The organism is Roseivirga sp. E12 (genome assembly GCF_017592825.1).
In the GTDB taxonomy this organism is placed as follows: domain Bacteria; phylum Bacteroidota; class Bacteroidia; order Cytophagales; family Cyclobacteriaceae; genus Roseivirga.
This window is the reverse complement of record NZ_JAGFMD010000001.1, coordinates 307,613-331,958: the sequence shown is the minus strand read 5'-3', so window position 1 is coordinate 331,958 and position 24,346 is coordinate 307,613. Positions and strand designations below refer to the sequence as shown.

The window sequence follows — 24,346 nt, the reverse complement described above, 5'->3', positions numbered from 1 at the left end:
ATTTGCACAGAAATAAATGTAGTATGTCAGACGCTATTGCCGATTTAAGAAAGGAATACTCCAAAGAATCGCTGGATATTGATTCAGCAGACAGAAACCCTTTCAAACAATTTGAGAAATGGTTTCTAGAAGCACAAAAAGCAGAGATTCTAGAGCCAAACGCAATGGTACTAAGTACTACAAATCAGTCTAATCAGCCTTTTCAGCGTACTGTACTCATGAAAGCGATGGACACAGATGGCATAGTGTTCTATACCAATTACAAAAGCCGAAAGGCTCAGCAAATTGAAGAAAACAGTCGCGTATCCGTTCTATTTCCGTGGTATGCGATGGAGCGACAAGTTTGTATTCAGGGAATAGCGGAGAAAGTGAGTGCGGCTACTTCATTGAAATACTTCACCAGTAGACCTCACGGCAGTCAATTGGGCGCCTGGGTGTCTCAACAGAGCAGTGTAATCAGTTCAAGAAGTATTCTTGAAACTAAACTGGCTGAAATGAAACAGAAATTCAAGGAAGGCAAGGTACCACTCCCTGACTTTTGGGGTGGTTACAAAATAAAACCTACGTCTTTTGAATTTTGGCAAGGGAGACAAAGTCGATTGCACGACCGATTGCTATACCAAGCGGATGGTGACAATTGGCAAGTAGCTAGGTTAGCTCCTTAAATTAGATTAAAAATGGAACCGGTTCCGACAGTTCTCTCTACCGTAAAACCCTCTCCATACTCCACTCCAATTTCGTGACCATAATCTATTCCTCTGGCATCGATCATCTTCATAAACCTTGGTGAGGATATGTAAGTCTCAGGCTCACCGCTGTTAGGGTCGTGAAACTGTGTCTTAAAAGCCCTAATGGCATTCATCTTGGTTTCCCAAGCCGCGCTTACATCAACTATAAAATCAGGAGTTTGCGGTATGCTTTGAATATAGTGATAGACTGCTTTTGGCCTCCATGGTGACTGTTCAACTCCATCGATCTCGGTTTTTATCATAGCTAATCCAGCTAAAAAACAGGCTTCTTTAGATAAGAAGGAAGCTCTGCCATGGTCAGGATGACGATCGTCAACGGCATTGGCTAAGACAATCTCTGGTTGATATTTTCTAATGGCTTTGACCACTTCTAATTGGTGGGCCTCATCATTCTTAAAAAACCCATCCCTGAAACCAAGGTTTTCACGTGCAGAAAGCCCCATAATTTCTGCAGCAGCATTGGCTTCTTGCATTCTAATCTCTGGTGTGCCTCTCGTACCGAGTTCACCTTTAGTAAAATCGACAATACCAGCTTTCTTACCTTGCTGGATGGCCTTAATCAGGGTTCCTGCACATGCTAGTTCAACATCATCAGGATGTGCTGCTAAGGCAAGAATATCTAGTTTCACCATAGTATTGGTATAAAAAAGCCACCCCGATATATCGGGGTGGCTTTTAGATTAATTATCTATTCTGCTACTTCTGCAGCAGACATTTCAAATTCTTTTTCAGCGAGGAATCTTTCAGCATCCAATGCACCCATACAACCCGTTCCGGCTGCTGTTACTGCTTGTCTGTAGACTCTATCTGCCGCATCACCAGTTGCAAAAACACCTTCGACATTGGTATGAGAAGTACCTGGCTTCACGATCAGATAACCAGTATCATCCATGTCTAACCAGCCATTGAAGATATCTGTATTTGGTTTGTGACCGATAGCCACAAAGAAGCCACTCACTTCAATCTCTCTCTTCTCACCAGACTTTCTGTTTACAAGTCTCGCTCCCGTAACTCCTACTTCGTCATTACCAAGTATCTCTTCAGTTTCGGTATCCCAAATGATTTCAATGTTTGGTGTTGATTTAACACGCTCCTGCATGATTTTCGAAGCACGCATTTCATCACGTCTTACGATCATGTAGACTTTCGGGCAGAGATTGGCCAAATAGGTAGCTTCCTCTGCCGCAGTGTCTCCAGCACCGACAACTGCTACTGATTTTCCTTTGTAAAAGAATCCATCGCACACTGCACAAGCTGAAACGCCTTTATTTGCGAATGTTTGTTCTGAAGGAAGGCCTAGGTATTTAGCACTGGCCCCAGTAGAAATAATAACTGACTCAGCAGTAATTTCATGCTTATCATCAATCCATACTTTATGAGGATAGCTCGAGAAATCTACCTTTGTAGCCAAGCCAAATCTTAAATCTGTACCAAAGCGCTCAGCTTGCTTCTGAAAGTCAACCATCATTTGAGGACCGTTGATGCCATCAGGGTATCCTGGGTAGTTCTCTACATCATTAGTGGTTGTCAACTGACCACCTGGCTGGCCTCCTGTATATAATACAGGGCTTAAACCTGCTCTTGATGCATAAATGGCTGCAGTGTACCCTGCTGGGCCTGAACCTATAATTAATACTTTTACGTTTTCTGTAGTCATCTCAAAAATTCCTAATTCTTCAAAACTAATCGATTAACAACTTTTAATCAAAGGATTGTTCCCTCTAAAGGCTAAAAACAAAAAAGGCCCTCTTTCGAAGGCCTTTCTTTGCCAATTATATTATTACTTAACCTAAATAAGGCTTCAAAGCTTTACTTCTAGAAGTGTGTCTTAACCTCCTGATTGCCTTTTCCTTAATTTGTCTTACTCTCTCTCTCGTAAGGTTGAATTTCTCACCTATTTCCTCGAGTGTCATGGAGTGCTCTCCATTAAGACCAAAATAAAGTGTAATGACATCTGCTTCACGTTGAGTCAAAGTTGACAGTGCTCTCTGAACCTCTCTTCTTAAAGAGTCATTCATCAATTCAGTGTCTGGCTTATCTTCACCGTCATTTTCCAAAACATCTAGCAAGCTATTTTCTTCACCTTGCACAAACGGAGCATCCATTGACACGTGTCTACCAGAAATCTTCATGGTATCTACCACTTCTTTGGTAGTCACCTCTAGTACTTCTGCTAATTCATCCGGAGATGGTTCACGCTCAAATCTTTGCTCTAACTCAGAAAACGTTTTTGAGATTTTATTTAAAGACCCTACTCTGTTCAATGGTAGACGAACAATACGTGATTGCTCAGCCAATGCTTGTAGAATTGACTGTCTAATCCACCAAACCGCGTAAGAAATAAATTTGAAACCACGCGTTTCATCAAATCTCTGCGCTGCTTTTATCAGTCCAAGGTTTCCTTCATTAATCAAATCGCCTAATGAAAGTCCTTGGTTTTGATATTGCTTGGCAACAGAAACAACGAAACGAAGGTTAGCTTTAGTTAATTTTTCCAACGCAAGTTGATCGCCTTCTCTGATTCTCTTCGCTAAATCTACTTCTTCGTCAGGGGTCAAAAGATCCACCTTGCCTATTTCCTGAAGATATTTATCAAGAGACTGCGACTCTCTGTTGGTAATCTGCTTACTAATCTTAAGCTGTCTCATTCAAACTTTGGGTTTATCCTTGTGTTTAGAACTCTTCGAACAATTTGAAAAGTAGGAAAAGTTCCTACTTAATCAAACGCTCAGTATTCTATTTCTGTTCAGTTTTACTTTCAGGTTTTGGTAAAAGAACCTTTCTAGAAAGTCTAAACTTCCCAGTTTTCTTATCTACTCCAATAAGTTTTACGCTGATTTCTTCACCTACTTCCAATACTCCGTCCATCTTTTCTAGACGCTCCCACTTGATCTCTGAAATATGAAGTAACCCATCTTTACCAGGCATAAACTCAATAAATGCTCCGAAAGGCATGATTGACTTTACTTTACCTTCATATACTTCTCCAACGTCAGGAACAGCCACAATAGTCTTAATACGACCAACCGCAGCTAACATAGCATCTTTATTTACTGCAAATACAGTAACAACGCCTTTGTCGTCCACTTCTTCAATATTGATAGTAGCACCAGTTTCTTTCTGGATTTCCTGAATTACTTTTCCACCAGGTCCAATAACCGCACCAATTTGATCTTTGTCGATTTTGAAACGCTCTGTTCTTGGAACGTGAGGTTTGTAATCTTCTCTTGGCTCAGCAAGAGCTTCTGTCATTTTACCAAGGATATGAAGTCTACCTTCTTTTGCTTGATTCAATGCTTGCTCTAGCACCTCGTATGACAATCCATCAACTTTGATATCCATCTGACAAGCAGTGATACCTTTTGCTGTACCAGTTACCTTGAAATCCATATCACCTAAGTGATCTTCGTCTCCAAGAATATCTGACAACACAGCATATTTACCAGTTTCAGCATCAGAAATCATTCCCATTGCGATACCAGAAACAGGTGCTTTAATCTTAATACCTGTATCCATCAATGCTAGTGACCCAGCACAAACTGTTGCCATTGAAGAAGAACCATTCGACTCGAGAATGTCAGAAACGATTCTCATTGTGTATGGATTAGAATCTTCCGGTGGAAGAACCTTCTTGATTGCTCTCATGGCCAGGTTACCGTGTCCAACCTCTCTTCTACCAGGACCTCTGTTAGGTCTTACTTCGCCAGTTGAGAAACCAGGGAAGTTGTAGTGAAGAATAAACTTGTTATAACCATTCATTGTAGCACCATCAATCATCTGCTCATCAAGCTTAGTACCCAAAGTACAAGATGTCAAAGATTGTGTTTCACCTCTAGTAAACAGAGCTGAACCGTGTGCTGATGGAAGGTAGTCTACTTCACACGAAATCGGTCTGATCTCGTTGAATTCTCTACCATCAAGCCTTTTAGAGTCGTTAAGAACGAAATCTCTAGCGGCTTTCTTGTGAATCTTTTTGAAGAACTGTCTCATTAAGAAACCATCATACTCATGATCTTCAGGAAGCGCTTCCATCCACTCATCTTTGATAGCTCTTATTTGTGAGCTCCTTACGTATTTGTCAGCAATTGCCTGAGATACAGATGCGTAAAGCTTGTCATAAAGTTCAGCGTGCATCTTTTCATAAAGTGCATCATCCTTCTTCTCATGCTCATAAGTTCTTTTCTCAGTTGTTCCAGCCTCTTCAGCTAGTTCAATTTGTGCCAGACACTGAATCTTAATCGCGTCATGAGCGATTTTCATTGCCTCTAGCATATCTGCTTCAGATACTTCACTCATTTCGCCTTCGACCATCATAATGTTGTCCTTGTCGGCAGCAACAATGATTTCAAGATCTGACTCTTCAGTGATGGCTTTACTAGGGTTTACCTTAAAAGTCCCTTCGTGTCTTACAACACGAACTTCAGAAATCGGTCCATTGAAAGGAATATCCGATACTGCCAATGCTGAGGATGCAGCTAGTGCAGCTAGTGAATCAGGCATTACATTTTCATCGTGAGAGATCATTGAGATCATCACTTGAGTGTCAGCATGGTAATCACCAGGAAAAAGAGGTCTTAGGGCTCTGTCAACTAATCGACAGATTAATACTTCGTGATCTGATAGTCTACCTTCTCTCTTAAGGAATCCTCCAGGTATTTTACCTGCTCCAGCAAACTTTTCTTGGTAGTCTACTGATAGTGGAAGAAAGTCTACGTCTTCTTTGGCATCTTGAGATGATACTACTGTGGCGAGTAACATTGTGTCACCCATTCTTACCACAACTGAGCCATCTGCTTGTTTTGCCAGTTTACCCGTTTCAATTGTAATTTCAGCGCCATCGGGCATTTTGATGGACTTAGTGATAACTTTTGTCATATATGTTTTATAAAATAAGAAAGCAGGGTGTCGTTACAACCTGCGTTTAATTAGAAAGGAAAAAGAGGGAACTCTCACGAATTCCCTCATATATTATTTTCTCAATTTCAATTCTGCGATGATTGCTCTATATCTCTCGATATCCTTTGCATAAAGGTAATCTAGCAATCTTCTCCTTTTACCTACCAATTTCAAAAGACCTAATCTTGTAGAGTGATCTTTTTTATTCAGTTTCAAATGTTCTGTAAGGTAGTTGATACGGAAGGTGAAAAGCGATATCTGTGACTCAGGAGAACCCGTATCTGTTTTTGCTTTTGACCGACCATGATTCTCAAACAGCTCTTGTTTCTTTTCGCTTGATAAATACATGCTTAGCTAAAATAAAATTTGATTAATAATTAAACAGCCGCAAAGGTATGGATATTACTGAAAACTAGCAAACTAGGCTGTTTTTAATTCTTTACGCTTTTTGAAGAGTTTTTTGATTTTCCCCATCATATTGAGATAGAAATCTGGCTCAAAAAGCTGTGCATCATTCCGTGCTTGTCTCAGAAAGAAAAGACCAAATGGCAAGAGTGCTACGTTCGAAATCCAAACTGCCAAAGCCGGATCCATCACCCCCTCTTTCCCCCACTTATCACCTGTTGTATTCAATACATAATAGATTAGGAAGAAAACAACTGAAATGATCACTGGCAGCCCAAGCCCACCTTTCTTTATGATGGCACCAATTGGAGCACCAATTAGAAACATAATGAGGCAGGCAAACGATCTAGCAATCTGTTGGTTCTTTGTCACTACAAACTTTCTCTGATCTCTCTTAACAGATTCCAATGCTATTACTCTGGAGTTCAATACATTTCTGGCGGATCTTGACTTGTTAATGCCATAACTCATCGCATTGCTCAATCGGGTCCCGTCACCCTTATAGTAATCCTCGAAGCGTCTCATATGCTGCTCAAAAGTACCCTTACTGACTACCGAAAATTGCTGAGGAACTGTTTTAGTCACCAACCCATTTGCCGCCACCCTCAGGTTATCTGGTCGCTCAACCTCTCCTTGACTGCTTAGCGTTTGTTTATTCTGAACTACTGCTAACTTCTTATCTTCTGGCTTTGGCACTACATCAATAGAGTCCCTAGTGCTCTCTTTTAATTCTCTCTCTGCATTTCTTAGTGAGTCATAATAAGCCTTCGGAACAGCTATTTGATCTGGTATTGGAGCGTCCTTTACATAGTGATAGGTAAAAGTATTGGCCACAAAACTGAACATTTGTTCTTCTTTCTGGTGAATATCTCGCTGCATTGAATCAATTCCTGTGATCAACTGAGCACGCGTCTGCACTAATCGACTCCTTCTAAAAAGACTTTCATCCGTATCGCCCATATCAAAAGAGGAAAGGTCAAAAAACATTCGGCTACTGGTAAACTTATCTCTCACGAATTGCCCCCCTGCCACTTTCTCTTCATACTTTTCGCTCACTCCTTCCTCATACCTGACACCACGATAAAGTTCCAAAGCAAGATATCGTTGATTCATAAATGAATACATGCGGCCTGAGTCGGCCAAAATCACTTTAGTATTTCCTTGGGCATTCGCATTGGTATGATCATAGATAATAATGTCTTTGAGTTGCTCGTCCCCGATCTTCTCATTGACCTTAATACTATAGCCGGGTATACCGGTATAAAACACACCTTCTTTTATATCTAATGCCGGTTTTTTAGTCCTCATATCCCACAGCAAACTGTAGGTCTTGAGGTTGGTCTTAGGCACCAGCTGCGTGTTTGAGTAATAGGTGAATCCCGTCAGTAAAACGACAAAAAAGAAAATTGGCAATAAGGCACGAACCAGTGAAATGCCAGAACTCTTAACAGCTGTTAATTCTGAATGCTCCCCGAGGTTTCCAAAGGTCATGATGGAGCTAAGAAGAATAGCTAAGGGGAATGCGTCCGGAGAACTGGAAATAGAAAAGTAGGTAATCAGCTCGCCAAAAGTGGCAACACTTAATCCTTTGCCCATAATCTGGTCAAAGTATTTCAACAGTGTTACTAGGAGCAATATGAAATCTACTACAACTAGTGTCAATAGGAACGGACCTATAAACGATCCAAAAACTAGCCTGTCAATCTTCTTCATTCGAACTTCAATACGCACAATGACCACTCAAAGATCATGCCTTTACGCTGTTTTATCAAAAGAAATGAAGAATTAAAGACTAACCGCCAATAATTTGTTTGAGAGAGTAGACTATATTTTCCCATAGGTCCTCCTGCTCCTCAGGATCGTCTAAGTCTGAATAATCTGTAATCTGAATGAAAACTGACTGTGTAAGTTCATTTACATTCAACTTCAGCTCAATGTAATTTGGATCATCTTTGTCCTCATCTGTCTCAGGTAAGAACTCAAATTTCACACTGACATTAGCACGTTGGGCAGCCTTTATTGCCTTGTGATCTTCTCCGTCCCAAAGGAAGTTATAAACCTTGTCCTCATTAATATTAACGTCATCAGCAAACCATTGAGCCAAACCACTTGCTGTACTCAAGTATGGAAAAAGCATTTTCTGAGATGCATTAATCTCGAATTCGGTAATAAACTTGTTCTTTCCCATAGGTTAAAAAATCACTTGATGAAATAATATATGACTTATTTGTTACATAACAAACCTCATACTTAATGAGCAGTCTTTTGTCATGAATCATCGTATTGATAATTCATTTAATGCACTTGCATTCATTTGATTGATCGAAAAAAAAGCCCAATTCTAATAGAACTGGGCTTTAGTAGCGAAGACGGGAGTTGAACCCGTGACCTCAGGGTTATGAATCCTGCGCTCTAACCAACTGAGCTACCTCGCCATTTTTGGAGGTGCAAAGATATATATTCATCGATTGAAAACACAACATATATCAACACCTTTTTTCAAAAATTCTATCCCATTATGACGATACTTGTAAAGACAAAAAATACAGTGATGAAAAAGCACTTCTTATTACTTTCTACAGCGCTCTTCATGTTACCTGCTTGTACAGCTCCAGTAGAAAAAAAGATCTCGGATGAAATGGTAACGACTATTGCTTCAGACTTCTTTGTAGCACTGGAAACGGGGGATACAACATTAATGAAAAGCCTACTGACTGAGGATTTCGAAATGTTCGAGCATGATGTGGTTTGGAATGTTGATAGCCTCCTATCGCTTATGCCTAATACCCTAGGCCGAAAGTGGTCTATTGTAGATCCTGTGATTCAAACTGAAGCTGGTATAGCACATATCTATTACTTCAATCAAGGAATTAACCCAAGTGATAGATCCTGGTATGAAAGTATGCTATTGGAAAGTACTGAGACAGGTCCCAAAATTAAGTTTATGCACTCTACCAAATTGTATTTGAAATAAAAAACCCCGACTTTCTCAAGCCGGGGTCCTTATAAACAGTAAGTTATCTTACTTGCTCACTTTCTTTACTACAGCTTCAAAAGCTTCTGGGTGGTTCATTGCTAAATCTGCAAGTACCTTTCTGTTCAATTCGATTCCAGATTGGCCGATTTTACCCATAAACTGAGAGTATGACATCCCATGAAGTCTTGCTCCAGCATTGATTCTTTGAATCCAAAGCTTTCTAAACTCTCTTTTCTTAGCTTTTCTGTCTCTGTAAGAGTATACGAGACCTTTTTCAACGGCATTTTTTGCTACCGTCCAAACATTCTTTCTTCTTCCCCAATAGCCTTTGGCCTGCTTGAGGATTCTTTTTCTTTTAGCTCTTGAAGCTACTGTGTTAACTGATCTTGGCATTTTTTAATTTTTTTGATTTTTGGCGTCCCACTTTCGTAGATTCTTAAGGCCAAAACTCCGGTTAAAAATGAAACCTTAAATGGTTTTTTTAAATGTTGAGCATGTGCTTAACGTTCTTCTCGTCAGATTTGTCTACCAAACCTGTACCAGTAAGATTACGCTTTTGCTTCGTCTCTTTTTTTGTTAGGATGTGGCTTTTGAAAGCGTGCTTTCTTTTAATCTTGCCAGTACCTGTCAATTTGAAACGTTTCTTCGCTCCTGATTTAGTTTTTACTTTAGGCATTATATAATTATTTGTTAATTATTTCTTCGTTGCCTTGGGGGCTAAAAAGAGAAACATCCTCTTACCCTCAAGTTTTGGTAACTGCTCTACTTTAGCATACTCTTCTAAAGCTTGCGCAAATTTCAAGAGAAGAATCTCTCCCCTCTCTTTATATACAATGGTTCTCCCTTTAAAATGAACATAAGCCTTAACCTTTGCTCCTTCTTTCAAGAAGTTAATTGCATGCTTCAGTTTAAAATCGAAATCATGATCATCCGTATTAGGTCCGAACCTGATTTCTTTTAGAACAGTTTTAGCAGCTTTGGCTTTAATTTCCTTTTGCTTCTTCTTCTGTTCGTATTTAAACTTTGAGTAATCAATTACTTTACAAACCGGTGGTACCGCTTTCGGTGAGATTTCAACAAGATCTAAACTCTGCTCTCTTGCCATTTCTAAGGCCTTACTGAGCGGAAAAACACCTTGTTCTACATTTTCTCCTACAACACGAACTTCGCGCGCAGTTATCTTACCGTTTACTTTATATGGCTCTTCTACCCGTCCTCTTGGGGGATAGCGCCTTCTCATTTTAGCGATTTTTACCTCCTTGTTTTATCAAAATGACTGCAAATATCGGCAATATTTTCTAATAACCAACACTCACGTTTTTTATTAAATTATTATTGCTGCCCCATTGAGGCCGCCTTTTCTTTGTTGAAATACCCGATAAAATCATCAACCTTAAAACTTCCAACATCACCATGTCCGTGACGCCTTACTGATACGGTCCTTTCCTCTGCTTCTTTTTCACCAACAATAAGCATAATTGGAATCTTCTTTACCTCTGCATCTCTAATCTTTCGACCAATTTTTTCATCGCGATGATCCACAAATCCGGTGATGTCTTCTGACTCTAATAATTTGTATATCTCCTGCGCATAATCAGCGTACTTTTCAGAGATCGGAAGAATGGCTACCTGGTCTGGCGTTAACCAAAGTGGGAACTCAGCTGCGCAATGCTCAATAAGCACTGCCACAAACCTCTCCATTGATCCAAATGGTGCTCTATGGATCATCACGGGTCTATGTTTTTGATTATCAGACCCAGTATATTCAAGCTCAAATCTTTCTGGTAGTGTATAATCCACCTGGATGGTGCCTAGCTGCCACTTTCTTCCTAGAGCATCCTTGACCATAAAGTCTAGTTTAGGCCCATAGAAAGCAGCTTCTCCCAACTCAGTGACTGTATTTAAACCCTTCTCTTCTGAAGCTTCAATGATTGCTCTTTCTGCTAACTCCCAGTTTTCATCAGAACCAATATACTTTTCCTTATTCTCAGGATCTCTTAGTGAAATCTGAGCGGTGAAGTCTTCGAAACCTAGCGATTCAAAAACATAAAGCACCAGGTCAATTACTTTGATAAACTCCCCTTTTACCTGCTCTTGCATACAGAATATGTGAGCATCATCTTGGGTAAACCCTCTTACACGTGTCAGGCCATGAAGCTCTCCACTTTGCTCATAACGATAAACAGTCCCGAATTCGGCATAGCGAATCGGAAGGTCTTTGTATGATCTGGGTTGCGACTTGTAAATCTCACAGTGATGAGGGCAGTTCATTGGTTTTAATAAGAACTCCTCTCCTTCATGCGGTGTAGTGATGGGCTGAAAAGAGTCAGCGCCATATTTTTCGTAATGACCAGAGGTCACATATAAATTCTTATGCCCAATGTGTGGAGTCACAACAGGGTCGTACCCGGAACGCACCTGCGCCTTTCGCATAAAAGTCTCAAGTCGCTCTCTAAGCTTAGCTCCTTTTGGTAACCACAATGGAAGCCCCATGCCCACTTTTTCTGAGAAAGTGAACAGCTCTAATTCTTTACCTAATTTTCTGTGGTCTCGCTTCTTTGCTTCCTCAAGCATGTGCAAGTACTCAGTGAGTTCTTTCTGCTTAGGGAAAGTGATACCATAAATACGAGTAAGTTGTTTTCTAGTCTCATCACCTCTCCAATAAGCACCTGCTACACTCAATAGCTTAATCGCCTTAATGAAACCAGTATGAGGAATATGTGGGCCACGGCATAAATCCGTGAAGTTCCCTTGCTGATAGAAGGTAATAGTACCATCATCCAGCCCTTCAAGAAGTTCTAGTTTATACTCATCACCTTTCTCTTCAAAATAGCTTACCGCTTCGTCCTTAGAGATATCTTTTCGGACGTAAACGTTCTTCTCTCGAGCCAATTCCAGCATCTTCTTTTCGATGACATCAAGATGTGCTGCATCAAATTCCTGGTCGCCAAAATCCACGTCATAGTAATAACCATGTTCGATAGACGGACCAATTCCAAGCTTAACTCCTGGGTATAGTGCTTCTAATGCCTCAGCCATTAAGTGCGCTGATGAATGCCAAAAGGTAGATTTTCCACCCTCGTCATTCCAGGTCAATAATTTTACTGCTGAATCTTGGGTAATAGCACGGTTGGCATCCCAGACCTCTCCTTCTACTTCGGCCGCTAGTACATTTCTAGCGAGTCCTTCACTGATACTCAAAGCGATATCCATCGCTGAAACTCCCTTGGCATATTCTCTGATACTGCCGTCAGGTAAGGTGATTTTTATTTGCTCTTGGCTCATTTTAATGGGTACCTGCTGCTACAAACCAACAGGATTTATTAAAATCAAATTTTGCGATTGCAAATATGCAATAATAATTACTGAAAAGGCTCTTTATTGATTGTTTTAGAGCGATAAATTGAAACTGAATTTGATGCTTGTTCTATCTACTCCTGGGTTCTCCAAATAGGTCAAACGTCTGATAAAGTCTACTCTAAAGACCTTGAAGATGTTTTCGACTCCTAAACCAACCTCGGCAAATGGCCTCCCATTTTCAAGTACGTTGAAAAAAGGCAAATCATTACCTCCCTCATCCGTTCTGATTTGAGCATCTAATGTACTTTGGCTAACACCTCCGAACAAGACATTACCTGTTCCTACAAGTCTCCATTTCAATTTTCTAAGCAATGGAATTCTATTAAAAACGAACCCTTCAAAATTGTGCTGGTACCTCAATGAAGCAAAGGACTGACTCACGAACTCATAGAAGTTCATGGTATTGAAGGCAATGTCAGTATATACGAACTGTTCATTTCCAATATGAGATGTCAACAGTGGATACGGTACATCATCGAAAATATGGCCTGCATTGACCTGATATCTAGAAACTCCCCAAAAGCCCAACTTAATTCGTTGAGAAACACCGAAGTTAATTTTGTTATAGTCAAAGTCACCTCCGAGTGTCTTGAAACCACGCGTATAGGAGAATAGGAAAATTGGCCACCTCAAAGTACCAAGACTGAAGCGATTATTATCATTGATTAAAAACGTTTCATCCCTAGCGAACTTAAGCCTTATCGTAGCCTCAGTAGTCTCGAAGTCAGAAGCCAAAGGAGCATCCACTCTGCTAAAATCTGTACTATACCTAAAGTCAAACTCTGGATTGAAGTTCTGCTTTTTCAATTGTAAAGCAGCTGAGAAGGATCTGGAAAACTGTCTAAAGCCTTCAATTTGGTATCTCTCGTAACGAAATGGCCTCACTAAATTACCCAGCTGGGTTAGCGCTAAAAATGCACTACCGTCAGATAGAGAGGTTACGGCATCCGGTTGTATACCGAACTGATCTAAGTCATTTCTATAGCTGGCCGTTATGGTTGTCCATTTCTCCCTGTCAAGAATTACATTGGCACCGAACCCATATTTGAATCTTTCATCATCGAATCCATAAGCACCGTATCCATTGAACTGCCACTTAGTACTAAAGTTCTCATTGGTCCTACCTCCGAGTCTTAGTCTCACACCCTCAACGTCATTCACTCCGAACAAGAATGGCCATGGGCCAAGGTCTAATTTACCAACTTCAAAATACCCTCTAGCTACAGTTTTTAGAATATTTGTCCAGGTTTTCACAAAGCGAATATTGTTCAATGAATCGATCATTGCCATTACATTGACCTCCGTGTCACTCAGTTTATCATGACGGCTCTCAGCCCAAAAAGCTTCATCCGTAAGTCGTGCGTCTTCGGCAAGCTCTACTGTCCTTTCGAAAAATCGAGTGGGCTTTGGCTCTGTGACTCTAATATTCTTATTAGAGGTATAGAACTTCGCAAGAAAGCCAGCGGATTTCTTTGTGATTTCAGATGCATCGATCAAAACTCTCGATTTAATCGGCAGCCATGCCCCCGTCTCTGTTCTCTCTAGCTCTTGCTGAATCTTGATCCGATCGATAAAGTTCAAGTTTGCTGTAGGCTGCATTGTGGCATCAATCTGTTTGATAGCATAGTCAGCCTTACTGATCCATAGCTTTCCAAAGAAGGCAAGTTCCTGATCATTTTTTGGTTTGAACTCTAACAGATAAACAAACTCATCCCCTAGGTAAAGGCTATCCTGAAGTTCATAATCGTAGATAATTCGCCATGCATCACCTATGGGTGAAGCAAACTCCTTTTCTACAATGTTCATTCTATTTTGATAGAAATTATACTCCTGAAAGGACGAACCGATAATTTGAGAAATCAAAGAACCATCTTCTATGGCCACACCTTTGATTCGAGTCTTTTGGATTTCCTCTTTCTGAAGTCTAGGATCATCTCGATAGTAAAACTTTGAAAGCGACTCTGATATAAAAAGAGGTAAAATAGGTTTACCATCCTCTCCTGCAATCACTTCAATAGAGTCTAGCACCGCAGTGATTTTCTGCATGTATTTCTTCTCGCGAAGCTGCTGGGAGATATTATCTACATCTATCTGAATCTTGTTATAACTCTCATATTCATAAGCGTCTAGCGTTCGTTTATCATTCTTGCTCTTGTTATCAATCACAGAACGCATGATGGCAAAAGCGGGGTTTTCCTGCTTTCTGGCAAAAACAACAAAATCATCTAAGCTTTTAGCCTCGGGTGTGAGTTGGAAATTGATGGTTTGAGTAATTCCTTTTTGATAAATCTTGTATTTGGTCTCGTAGCCAATGAATGACACGAGAACAGTATCAGACTCAGCATCTCCTTCAATGCGATAAAAGCCATCAAAATCAGTTGGAGAACCTACAGATGTACCCTTAATAACAACGCTGGCGAAAGGAATGGGATCTCCGCTTTCGGCATCAGTTACTTTTCCAACAATCACGGTCTGTGCTTTGAGAGAAGAGATTAAGGAGAAAAAAATGGTAAGAGATAAAAGTATTCTCAGTTTCAAAGTGGCGTGTTTTAAATTACAACTCTTCTTTAACGCAATAAAGAGATAAAAAGTCAGGCGATGGATAATTAATTCTGTTGTTAACTCTCAGAATTCTGAGAATGTTCCCTCATAAAATTATTTATATGAATATCTGATCGTTTCACTATTCTAGAATACCATTCAAGTTTCAATTCTTCTTTCTCTTTTTCTGTCAATTGCCAGACGATATCACTGTTTTTCATTCTTGACACCAACTCTTGCAATAGCAAAGCTGCGCTAACAGAAATATTAAAAGACTCGGTAAACCCATACATCGGTATATGTACCAATTCGTCTACTTGGTCTTTTGCGTACTCCGTAAGCCCCTCCAATTCCGTACCAAAAACAACCGCAGTTTTCTGACTTATATCCAGTTCATGTATAGATGCGACTTCCTTGGATGGGGTTGTCCCGACTATTCGATAATTTTTCTTTTTTAGATCCTGAAAGCACTTAGCGGTACTCTCTTCCTCTCTTTCATACTTATGCTGGCTGACCCATTTTGAGGCACCACGCACAACATTGGGATTCACTTCATAGTCATGCAAACGTTGCGTTATATATAGATCTTGGATTCCGAAGCAATCGCAGGTACGCATAACTGCACTAGCATTCTGTGCATGATAGATGTCTTCTAAAACGACTGTCAAATGGCGTGTTCTCTCAGAAAGGACCTCTTCTATGGTAGTTACTTTATTCGGAGTTACGAACTCCTCCAACATATGTATGAGTTGTTTTCTCAATGTATAGGTCGTTAAAAAAAGAAAGCCGTTGACAAAATGGCCAACAGCTTCGGAAGATGAACAAACAATATTTTAACAACCTTAAGACGATTGTTCAGGATCGTCTGGAATAAAAACAACCCATATTGTTGACACCCTTACCGAATGCTAAATCTTAAAACAATTCTATCGTGTCCCCGACATTATAGTTGCCTGCACCACCCTCTTTCTTGTCATCCTTCTTTGGAGAAGTCTCAGGTTTTGCAGGCTTTGGTTTTTCAACCTCTTTAGCTGGTTCTGATTTCTTTTCTTCTTTAATCTCAATAGGTGCTTCAACAGCTTTTACTTCCTCGGTTTTAGCCTTGCTCTCATTTGCGTCCTTCACTTCCTTCTCCTTTTCAGAGGTAAGCTCTTCTACTTGCTCAGGAATTGAATCTTCGGTCTCAGCAGTAGAATCACTGCTTCCCCCTAAAAGAACTACCTTCTTGACATTATGTGGAGACAGTTTATTGCCAGTCGCTCTCCATCCTTTTACATCAATAAGCATATCCATATCAAAGACCGTAGTCTTTCGTTCTCTCGAGCCCTTTACAGTATAGTGAACTTCTATTTGAGCATCCTTCAATGTGGTGGCCAAAAGCAACTTGGACCCCTTTTCTTCACTGATGAACATGAATTTCTTATCCTTGGTTGAAGTCTCCACTTGGAAGCGCTTCACAAAGTGAGTGCCTGTCGCTGCATCGTAGTGAATTGCTGAGATAACACCTTCCGGATCAAACTTGTGGATGTAGTGAATCTTTGGTGGATCGTATCGGTTCGTCAAATCAAATGAGGTCAGCTCATATTCACCGTTATTATAGATAACCAACACCTTATCATCGGCTTGGAAGTTACCTAAATGTCTACCTCGTTCATCTCGGTTTAGTCGACCAACTGATTCATCATACCAGATATCGAGGCCACCTAAGGTCGAACGACCTTCCATCTTCAACTGCACCTTTCTGACCGGATACTTGGTAACGATATTACCCCCGGAGCCTCTTCCTTTTATGTCGATATCAGCAAAATTGAAATCAAAGACTTTAACCCTTGCCTTGGCACCAGAAGTCAAATAAACTGTGACTAATTCTGCCTCTCCATTCGGGTTTGCAGTAAAGTAGAGTGTCTTTGATCCGCGCTCTCCTTTGGTCAAGTCATACTCTCTATCTCTAGTGACACCCAAAACTTGGAAGCGTTTCACCATGGAACGACCTGACTTACCATCGAGGTACATCATGTTGTAGACCATGCGTTCATCGTTCTTCTTGAACACACCAGCCCATAGAATGTCTTTCCCTACAAAGATCTTATCGGAAATTCGGACGACTTGAAACTTTCCGTCAGCCCTGAAAACTATGATGTCATCTATATCCGAGCATTCGCATACAAACTCATCTTTACGAAGACCATATCCGACAAAACCGTCTTTGCGGTTAACATAAAGCTTAGCATTGTTAGCCGCCACAACCGCAGCCTTAATGTTCTCGAAAGACTTGATTTCAGTTTTACGCTCACGCCCTTTGCCATATTTCTCCAGCAATCTCTGAAAGTAAGAAATTGCATATTCGACAAGGTTTTTAAGATTATGCTCTACTTCGGCAAGCTCCTCCGTGAGTTTTCGCATCAGCTCATCTGCCTTAAAGGCATCAAACCTCGAAATTCGTTTGATCTTAATTTCGGTAAGGCGAACAATGTCTTCGGTAGTAATGTCTCGATAGAACTCTTTCTTAAAAGGGTCAAGCCCTCTATCTATTGTCTCGAGTACTGACTCCCATGTTTCACATTCCTCGATATCTCGATAGATCCTATTCTCAATAAAGATTTTTTCCAAAGAACTGAAAAGGATCTTCTCTAGCAGTTCAGCTTTTCGGATTTCTAGTTCTTGCCTTAGCAAGTCAACGGTTTGCTCAGTACACACTTGAAGCATGTCAGTGACTGTGACAAAATGAGGTTTGTCCTTAATGATCACACATGCATTGGGAGAAATGCTCGATTCACAATCTGTAAAGGCATACAGGGCATCGATGGTAATATTAGGCGATTGGCCTGACGCAAGTTCAATCAGAATCTCAACATCCTCGGCCGTATTGTCAACAACCTTTTTAATCTTAATTTTTCCCTTATCATTGGCCTTAATGATGGAGTCGATTAACCCTGTTGTCGTGGTACCGAATGGAATGTCTTTTATAGCAATGGTCTTCTTATCGACCTCCTCTATCTTGGCTCTAACTTTTACCTTTCCTCCACGCTTTCCTTCATTATATTCCGAGAAGTCAGCCATGCCCCCTGTCGGAAAGTCTGGATAGATTTTTGGCTTCTTCCCTTGAAGTACTTTAATAGACGCTTGAATAAGCTCAATAAAATTGTGTGGTAATACCTTAGTGGAAAGTCCTACAGCAATGCCTTCTACCCCTTGTGCAAGCAGAAGCGGAAATTTCACAGGCAGTGTTACAGGTTCTTTCTTACGCCCATCGTAGGACAATTGCCATTCTGTAGTCTGCGGATTGAATACTACATCCAAGGCAAACCTTGAAAGTCGGGCTTCAATATATCGAGCAGCAGCGGCTCTATCACCAGTTCGTATATCCCCCCAGTTACCCTGAGTTTCAATCAGTAAGTCTTTTTGACCAATGTTTACAATGGCATCTCCTATGGAAGCATCACCATGAGGGTGATACTGCATGGTTTGACCAATGACGTTGGCCACCTTATTGAACCTACCATCATCCATCTCTTTCATGGAGTGGAGAATTCTTCTTTGCACAGGCTTTAGCCCGTCTTCAATAGCAGGTACAGCTCGCTCAAGAATCACATAGGATGCATACTCCAGAAACCAGCCTTCGTACATGCCGGATACGGGAACAACTTCCTTAATCTTTCCTTCTTCGTTATCTGAATCGTCAATAATTTCGTCACTCATGCTAGTCTAGGCGGCTTCTTCAGCCAAATCTTTCTCTATTCTTAGATTATCGATAATAAAATTTTGTCTGTCAGGTGTGTTCTTACCCATGTAGAATTTCAACAGCTCTTGAATACTCGTGTCTTTCCTGAGGATGATTGGCTCTAAGCGCATGTCTTCACCAATGAAATTCTTGAATTCGTCAGGAGAAATCTCACCAAGTCCTTTAAATCGGGTGATCTCAGGTTTGTTGCCTAGTTTCATTATGGCGCGCTGCCTTTCTTCATCACTATAGCAATAAATAGTCTCCTTCTTGTTCCTGACCCTAAAAAGTGGTGTTTCTAAGATGTACACATGTCCTCTTCTCACCAAGTCTGGAAAGAATTGTAAGAAGTAGGTCAGCAGCAGTAATCTAATGTGCATACCATCAACATCTGCATCCGTTGCGATTACAATCTTATCATAGCGGAGCCCCTCCAGTCCGTCTTCTATATTAAGTGCATGCTGTAGGAGATTGAACTCTTCATTTTCATAAACCACTTTTTTGGTCTGGCCAAAGCAGTTGAGTGGCTTACCACGCAAACTAAAGACGGCCTGCGTCTGAACGTTTCTAGATTTAGTAATCGATCCACTGGCAGAATCTCCTTCTGTGATAAAGAGTGTAGTAGCATTGCGAAGGTCTTCATCCTTCTTATCATCATTCAGATGTATTCTACAATCTCTTAATTTCTTATTATGAAGGTTTGCCTTCTTCGCTCTTTCGTTTGCTAGTTTCTTAATACCAGCTATTTCTTTACGCTCCCGCTCTGATTGTAAAATCCGCTTTAAGAGCGCGTCTGCAGCAGCCTGATTTTTATGCAAATAATCATCAAGGGCTTTCTTCACAAAATCATTGACAAACGTCCTCATTGTTGGGCCATCTGGTGCTACGTTCTGCGAACCCAGCTTTGTCTTCGTTTGTGATTCGAAAACTGGTTCTTGTACACGTACTGCGATTGCAGCTACTATCGAAGCCCTAACATCGGCAGCATCAAAATTCTTATTGTAAAACTCTCGAATTGTTTTCACCAAGGCTTCACGCAAAGCAGCTTGGTGCGTTCCTCCCTGCGTTGTGTATTGACCATTTACAAAAGAGTAATAGTCCTCTCCATATTGATTGGTATGTGATAGAGCCAGTTCAATGTCTTCACCCTTGAGGTGTATGATTGGGTACCTTAGATTGTCTTCGTCTGTCTTTCTTGACAATAGATCAAGAAGCCCTTTTTCAGAGTGATACTTTTCTCCGTTAAAGTTTATGGTGAGACCAGCATTTAGGAAACAATAGTTCCACATGAGGTCATCGAGGTATTGTGGAATGAAATGATAGTTCTTAAAGATGGTTTCGTCAGGTCTAAAAACGATTTGGGTTCCGTTTCTACCACTACTCGTAACTTCCTTAGCATCGTTGGTTATCTCACCTCTTTCAAACTCGGCAACTTTAGCCATACCATCTCGATAAGACTGCACCTTGAAATAAGTAGACAATGCATTGACGGCTTTGGTACCTACTCCATTAAGTCCCACTGACTTTTGGAAGGCTCCAGAGTCATACTTTCCTCCAGTATTTATTTTGGATACACAATCGACCACTTTTCCCAGTGGAATGCCTCGGCCATAGTCTCTGACTTCAACTTTGTGTTCGGAAACTTTCACATCGATGGTCTTACCAAAGCCCATCATATGTTCATCGATACTATTATCGACCACTTCTTTCACCAATACGTAAATGCCATCATCTTGAGCCGATCCATCGCCAAGCTTCCCGATATACATTCCGGGCCTTAGTCTAATGTGCTCTTTCCAATCGAGGGACCGAATACTATCTTCGGTATAATTCGCTACTTGATTCGCCATTCAAAATTTCAAACAAAAGGTTCTTAGACAACTGTGCTCATTAGCACTCATTGAAGTCGGAATTTAGAATTAAAAATCTAGAAATGCACGTCTAGTAGCGAGCTTCCGAACAAGCAATTGCTCAGCCTCTGATAATGAGAAGATTACTAACTTCTTCGCTTGCCAAGAATGACTGCTAAGTAGAAGAACCAACTTAGAATTAATACCGGCCCAAGGTACACGTAGAACCCTAGTGTCTTGATGTTATAATCTGCCGACATATTCATCAAGCCTAAAAAAACGAGTATTAAACTGAAGAAAAGATTCAGCACTCCAGCGAAGCCTTTGATCCAATTAATCAGGTCTTTCTTTAGAGACCTATTCCTTATGCCTCGTCCATCTTCGGTTGTTGTAATCTTTTTAAGTACGCGAGTGAAATAGCTGCACACTACATTGGCCAAAAGGAAGACGATAATGGCTCCAAAAAAGTAGGTATTCTTACTGGCAGTACCCAAGGCATCTCCGGCTGGATCGAAGCGGTAATTGACCTGGCTGGCCATAAAGGCATATGACCAGATCAAAGCGCCAGTAAACAACAAAATTGTTACGTTTCTAAAGAACCCTATAAACTTATCCATCTCTGACTTTTAATCGAGCGCGAAGATAATGGATAGAACTTGGTTTCATCATATAACAATTGAATATTCGCAATTTGCAGCAACCTCTGATCTCCTATAGGAGTCTCTATTAAGAAACCATAATAAACAAGCCTGCTGATGAGCATCAATCCATCCGTCATTGCCATCCCCGTCTACTTCCTTTTGATAGGTGTCGAGTTCATAGTACATAGGGTCAATGCAACAAAGTCTTACAACCTTAAAGATGCGATGACAAATATCAACTGTGGAGTTGTTTCACAGATCACTGGAGCTTTCCTGATGGTTATTTTATTCAATGCCTATACCTATATGGAAGCCAACTACGGGCTCCTACACATCCCAATGGTTTGGTGGGCCTTTCCCGTGGCTTTTATCACTTTTGACTTTATGTACTACTGGGCACATCGCCTGAGCCATGAGATCAACTTGTTTTGGGGAGGTCATAGTGTTCACCATCAAAGCGAGGAGTACAATCTTTCAGTAGCATTGAGACAAAGTTCTACTCAAATTCTTTGGACCTTTCTCTTCTATTTGCCCATAGCCTTATTAGGAGTCGATCCTATTGTTTTCATTGTTGCTCAAGGAATAAATCTTGTCTATCAATTCTGGATACACACTGAATCTATCAGTAAAATGCCCAAGTGGTTTGAAGCAGTATTCAACACACCATCTCACCATAGGGTACATCATGCACGAAACCCGAAATACATTGATAAGAACCATGCAGGGACATTAATTATTTGGGATAAACTTTTTGGGAGTTTTGCGGCTGAAGAAGAACGTCCGCAATACGGAATTACCAAGCCCCTTAAAAGTTGGAACCCCGTTTGGGCCAACTTTGCTCACTATACCGAGATCTATAGAAACCTCAAAAAAATACCAAAGCTGAAAGATAAAATCAGGCTTTTGGTCAATAAGCCAGGCTGGCAACCTGAGTATCTTGGTGGCTATGAACCAGCTCCAGAAATCGACCCGAATTATAAGAAGTTTCAAAACACTACTTCGTCTCGACTTAATTTTTATGTGATCATTCAGTTTGTTGTCATTATGCTCACTACACTCTCTTTCTTGTACTTCCTTAAAGAGATGGATACTATTCAAAAGGTTATATCCGCTGTCCTGATCATCTTTTCTGTCGCTTCTTTCGGCTTATTGTTCGAGCACAGAAAATGGAGTCGAGGGGTTGAAGTTTTCAGGCTAGTCTTTATGTCTCTTGGCTTTATTTACATTTTCGGGGGGCTGAACCCTGGACTCACTTTACTCATAATTGCTACCGGATACTTGTTATTATCTTCTCTCTGGCTGAATACGACAAAACATAAGCCAAGGCCAGTGACTGCCTGATTTATTCAGAATTGTTTTTTCATTAAGTTAGTGGGATGAGTCTCAATCCGACTGTCATAGCCATTCCCGTTTACTTTCTGCTTATCGGCATTGAATTGATCGTTCACCGCATAAAAGCCACTAAGTCTTATCGGCTTAACGATGCCATCACAAACATCAACTGTGGAGTCACTTCACAGGTAACAGGTGCTTTCTTAAAAGTATTTTCTATAGGCTTCTATACCTACCTCTACGAGCACTTCCGTTTCGAAACCATAGAAAACAGCGCCTTGACATGGGTGATCGCCTTTATCGCTTATGACTTTTTCTACTATTGGGCACATCGAATGAGTCATCAAGTCAACCTATTTTGGGGTGGCCATAGCGTGCATCATCAAAGTGAAGAGTACAACCTATCCGTTGCGCTTAGACAGAGCTCTACGCAAATCATTTGGACTTCACTCTTCTATACCCCAATGGCTTTTGTAGGTATAGATCCATTGGTATTACTTTCTGTTTCAGGCTTCAACCTGCTATATCAGTTCTGGATCCACACAGAATCTATAGACCGACTTCCCAAGTGGTTTGAAGCTGTTATGAATACGCCTTCGCATCATCGAGTGCATCATGCTAGAAACCCAAAGTACATTGATAAGAATCATGCAGGCACATTCATTGTCTGGGACAAAATGTTTGGCACTTTCAAAGCCGAAGAAGAGAAGCCGACTTACGGCATCACCAAGAACCTTAATAGTTGGAATCCCGTCTGGGCCAACCTGGCGCATTATTCTGACATGATTTCAGACATTAAAACTATTCCTAGATTCTCAGATAAACTGAAATACATATTTAAAAAGCCAGGATGGTTACCCGAAAGCATGGGAGGTTATCGTGCTCCTTTCGACATTGACAGAAAGACTTATAAGAAATATGATCTGCATGCCATCAGAGCGGTCAATACCTATGTATTCGTCCACTATATACTTCTTTTGGGAGGCACAGCCTTTTTTCTTTTCAACCTAAATCGCTTTGATGAAAACCTCCTCGAAAAATCAGCCATGGCAGGTTTAATCATTATTTCCACTCTAAGTTTCGGTGGGCTCTTTGAGTCAAGGTCGTGGGCTATTCCAATCGAGATCACAAGGCTATTCTTAGTCCCCATCACCTTACTTTACTTTTTGACCAACTTTGAATTATCAACTTTTACAATCTCTGGAAGTATAGCATTTATCTTTGGATCATTGCTTTGGTTACTGAAGACCCGATCAGTAACTTCGCAGCCTGTTAATAACAGCTGATATGAAGCGATCTTTCTTACTCATCATCACCATTACCGGCCTTATTCTTGGTTGCTCCAAGCCCAACGATTTAGGTGACTTTGATACTAAAAAGTGGAAAGAGGATCTGAATGGATGCAAGGGCGATCGTGTCGAACTGATTGATGATTTGATTGAAGTAAAGTCAAAGTTTCTGGGCTTATACCAGAAGACCATCATTAAGTCGCTCGGCCAACCTGAAGATCAAGAACTCTATTCAAGAAGTCAGACATTCTATATTTATTACATAGACCCTTCGCCTGCCTGCGAAAACAGCCCTGAAGATCCCCGTATTCTTGAGATTCGATTCACCTCTCTCGGTATTGCCAACGAAGTGAATATCAAATGAGTAACCAACTAATGATTTAGTAGAAAATAAGGCTAATTAGGCATTCAGCAACTGATTGTTTTTTGCTTCGGACTTTTTCAAGAATATTATTTCTCAAATCGAAAAAAATACATAAATTAAGAACCAATCAGATGAATAAGCTGATTGATTTATTGGCTTTCGTGCAATCGTTTTACTCGTTAAAATGGTGAGTCAGTAAAGATTAAAATTAGCTCAAAGTT

General features: G+C 40.6%; 21 protein-coding genes and 1 tRNA gene. 5 read left to right on the top strand and 17 right to left on the bottom strand.

Translation table 11 applies throughout. The features are described from left to right. The first annotated feature begins 23 nt into the window (after positions 1-23). Positions 24-665 (top strand): pyridoxamine 5'-phosphate oxidase, encoded by a 642-nt coding sequence (pdxH, locus tag J4E76_RS01465; RefSeq protein WP_208500717.1) that lies wholly within the window; start codon positions 24-26, stop codon positions 663-665. On the opposite strand, the gene bshB1 is transcribed toward pdxH, so the two are convergent. From bshB1 to J4E76_RS01425, 8 genes are all read right to left on the bottom strand, one after another. After that, positions 662-1,378, bottom strand: coding sequence for a bacillithiol biosynthesis deacetylase BshB1 (bshB1, locus tag J4E76_RS01460; protein WP_208502681.1), 717 nt, complete (start codon positions 1,376-1,378; stop codon positions 662-664). The genes pdxH and bshB1 overlap by 4 nt on opposite strands. Positions 1,379-1,437: 59 nt before the next feature. Then, on the bottom strand, positions 1,438-2,406 hold the full coding sequence (gene trxB, locus J4E76_RS01455; RefSeq protein ID WP_208500715.1) for a thioredoxin-disulfide reductase: 969 nt from the start codon (positions 2,404-2,406) through the stop codon (positions 1,438-1,440). 127 nt (positions 2,407-2,533) lie between these two features. Then, entirely contained in the window at positions 2,534-3,397 is an 864-nt protein-coding gene (locus tag J4E76_RS01450) for an RNA polymerase sigma factor RpoD/SigA (protein WP_208500714.1), read from the bottom strand. Positions 3,398-3,485: 88 nt separating this feature from the next. Then, positions 3,486-5,624 carry a polyribonucleotide nucleotidyltransferase gene (locus J4E76_RS01445; protein ID WP_208500712.1) on the bottom strand — a complete coding sequence of 713 codons (2,139 nt, stop codon included), beginning with the start codon at positions 5,622-5,624 and terminating at the stop codon, positions 3,486-3,488. Positions 5,625-5,717: 93 nt separating this feature from the next. Continuing rightward, entirely contained in the window at positions 5,718-5,993 is a 276-nt protein-coding gene (gene rpsO / locus J4E76_RS01440) for a 30S ribosomal protein S15 (RefSeq protein ID WP_208500710.1), read from the bottom strand. A 72-nt stretch (positions 5,994-6,065) separates the two neighbouring features. After that, positions 6,066-7,763, bottom strand: coding sequence for an LptF/LptG family permease (locus J4E76_RS01435; RefSeq protein WP_208500709.1), 1,698 nt, complete (start codon positions 7,761-7,763; stop codon positions 6,066-6,068). A gap of 79 nt (positions 7,764-7,842) precedes the next feature. Then, positions 7,843-8,238 carry an START-like domain-containing protein gene (locus J4E76_RS01430; RefSeq protein ID WP_208500707.1) on the bottom strand — a complete coding sequence of 132 codons (396 nt, stop codon included), beginning with the start codon at positions 8,236-8,238 and terminating at the stop codon, positions 7,843-7,845. Positions 8,239-8,411: 173 nt separating this feature from the next. Continuing rightward, positions 8,412-8,485 (bottom strand) — tRNA-Met (locus J4E76_RS01425). 116 nt (positions 8,486-8,601) lie between these two features. Between J4E76_RS01425 and J4E76_RS01420 the strand changes: the two genes are divergently transcribed. Continuing rightward, on the top strand, positions 8,602-9,024 hold the full coding sequence (locus J4E76_RS01420) for a hypothetical protein (RefSeq protein WP_208500705.1): 423 nt from the start codon (positions 8,602-8,604) through the stop codon (positions 9,022-9,024). Between the two features lie 48 nt (positions 9,025-9,072). Here the strand turns inward: J4E76_RS01420 and rplT are convergent, their stop codons facing one another. The 9 genes from rplT to J4E76_RS01375 all read right to left on the bottom strand — a co-directional run bounded on the left by rplT (position 9,073) and on the right by J4E76_RS01375 (position 21,116). Then, on the bottom strand, positions 9,073-9,420 hold the full coding sequence (gene rplT, locus J4E76_RS01415; RefSeq protein WP_208500703.1) for a 50S ribosomal protein L20: 348 nt from the start codon (positions 9,418-9,420) through the stop codon (positions 9,073-9,075). Positions 9,421-9,508: 88 nt separating this feature from the next. Next, entirely contained in the window at positions 9,509-9,703 is a 195-nt protein-coding gene (gene rpmI / locus J4E76_RS01410) for a 50S ribosomal protein L35 (RefSeq protein WP_069841484.1), read from the bottom strand. An 18-nt stretch (positions 9,704-9,721) separates the two neighbouring features. Then, the gene (gene infC, locus J4E76_RS01405; protein WP_069841485.1) at positions 9,722-10,267 is read right to left on the bottom strand and encodes a translation initiation factor IF-3; all 546 of its coding nucleotides are present in this window, start codon (positions 10,265-10,267) and stop codon (positions 9,722-9,724) included. A gap of 92 nt (positions 10,268-10,359) precedes the next feature. Next, entirely contained in the window at positions 10,360-12,312 is a 1,953-nt protein-coding gene (gene thrS, locus J4E76_RS01400; RefSeq protein WP_208500701.1) for a threonine--tRNA ligase, read from the bottom strand. 105 nt (positions 12,313-12,417) lie between these two features. Beyond that, positions 12,418-14,925: a DUF5686 and carboxypeptidase-like regulatory domain-containing protein gene (locus tag J4E76_RS01395; RefSeq protein WP_208500699.1), complete on the bottom strand. Its 2,508-nt coding sequence runs from the start codon at positions 14,923-14,925 to the stop codon at positions 12,418-12,420. An 80-nt stretch (positions 14,926-15,005) separates the two neighbouring features. Then, complete coding sequence (locus J4E76_RS01390; RefSeq protein WP_236017255.1) at positions 15,006-15,689, bottom strand: RNA methyltransferase; 684 nt, start codon at positions 15,687-15,689, stop codon at positions 15,006-15,008. Between the two features lie 154 nt (positions 15,690-15,843). Further along, a complete protein-coding gene (locus tag J4E76_RS01385; protein ID WP_208500698.1) occupies positions 15,844-18,627 on the bottom strand; it encodes a DNA gyrase/topoisomerase IV subunit A in 2,784 nt (927 codons plus the stop codon). Positions 18,628-18,633: 6 nt separating this feature from the next. Continuing rightward, on the bottom strand, positions 18,634-20,499 hold the full coding sequence (locus J4E76_RS01380) for a DNA topoisomerase IV subunit B (RefSeq protein ID WP_208500696.1): 1,866 nt from the start codon (positions 20,497-20,499) through the stop codon (positions 18,634-18,636). A gap of 146 nt (positions 20,500-20,645) precedes the next feature. Next, positions 20,646-21,116, bottom strand: coding sequence for a hypothetical protein (locus J4E76_RS01375; RefSeq protein WP_208500694.1), 471 nt, complete (start codon positions 21,114-21,116; stop codon positions 20,646-20,648). A gap of 138 nt (positions 21,117-21,254) precedes the next feature. Between J4E76_RS01375 and J4E76_RS01370 the strand changes: the two genes are divergently transcribed. The 3 genes from J4E76_RS01370 to J4E76_RS01360 are packed head-to-tail and all read left to right on the top strand — an operon-like array spanning position 21,255 to position 24,125. Next, positions 21,255-22,481: a sterol desaturase family protein gene (locus J4E76_RS01370; protein ID WP_208500693.1), complete on the top strand. Its 1,227-nt coding sequence runs from the start codon at positions 21,255-21,257 to the stop codon at positions 22,479-22,481. A 35-nt stretch (positions 22,482-22,516) separates the two neighbouring features. After that, a complete protein-coding gene (locus J4E76_RS01365; protein ID WP_208500691.1) occupies positions 22,517-23,758 on the top strand; it encodes a sterol desaturase family protein in 1,242 nt (413 codons plus the stop codon). A gap of 1 nt (position 23,759) precedes the next feature. Next, the gene (locus tag J4E76_RS01360) at positions 23,760-24,125 is read left to right on the top strand and encodes a hypothetical protein (protein ID WP_208500689.1); all 366 of its coding nucleotides are present in this window, start codon (positions 23,760-23,762) and stop codon (positions 24,123-24,125) included. The last annotated feature ends 221 nt before the right edge of the window (positions 24,126-24,346 follow it).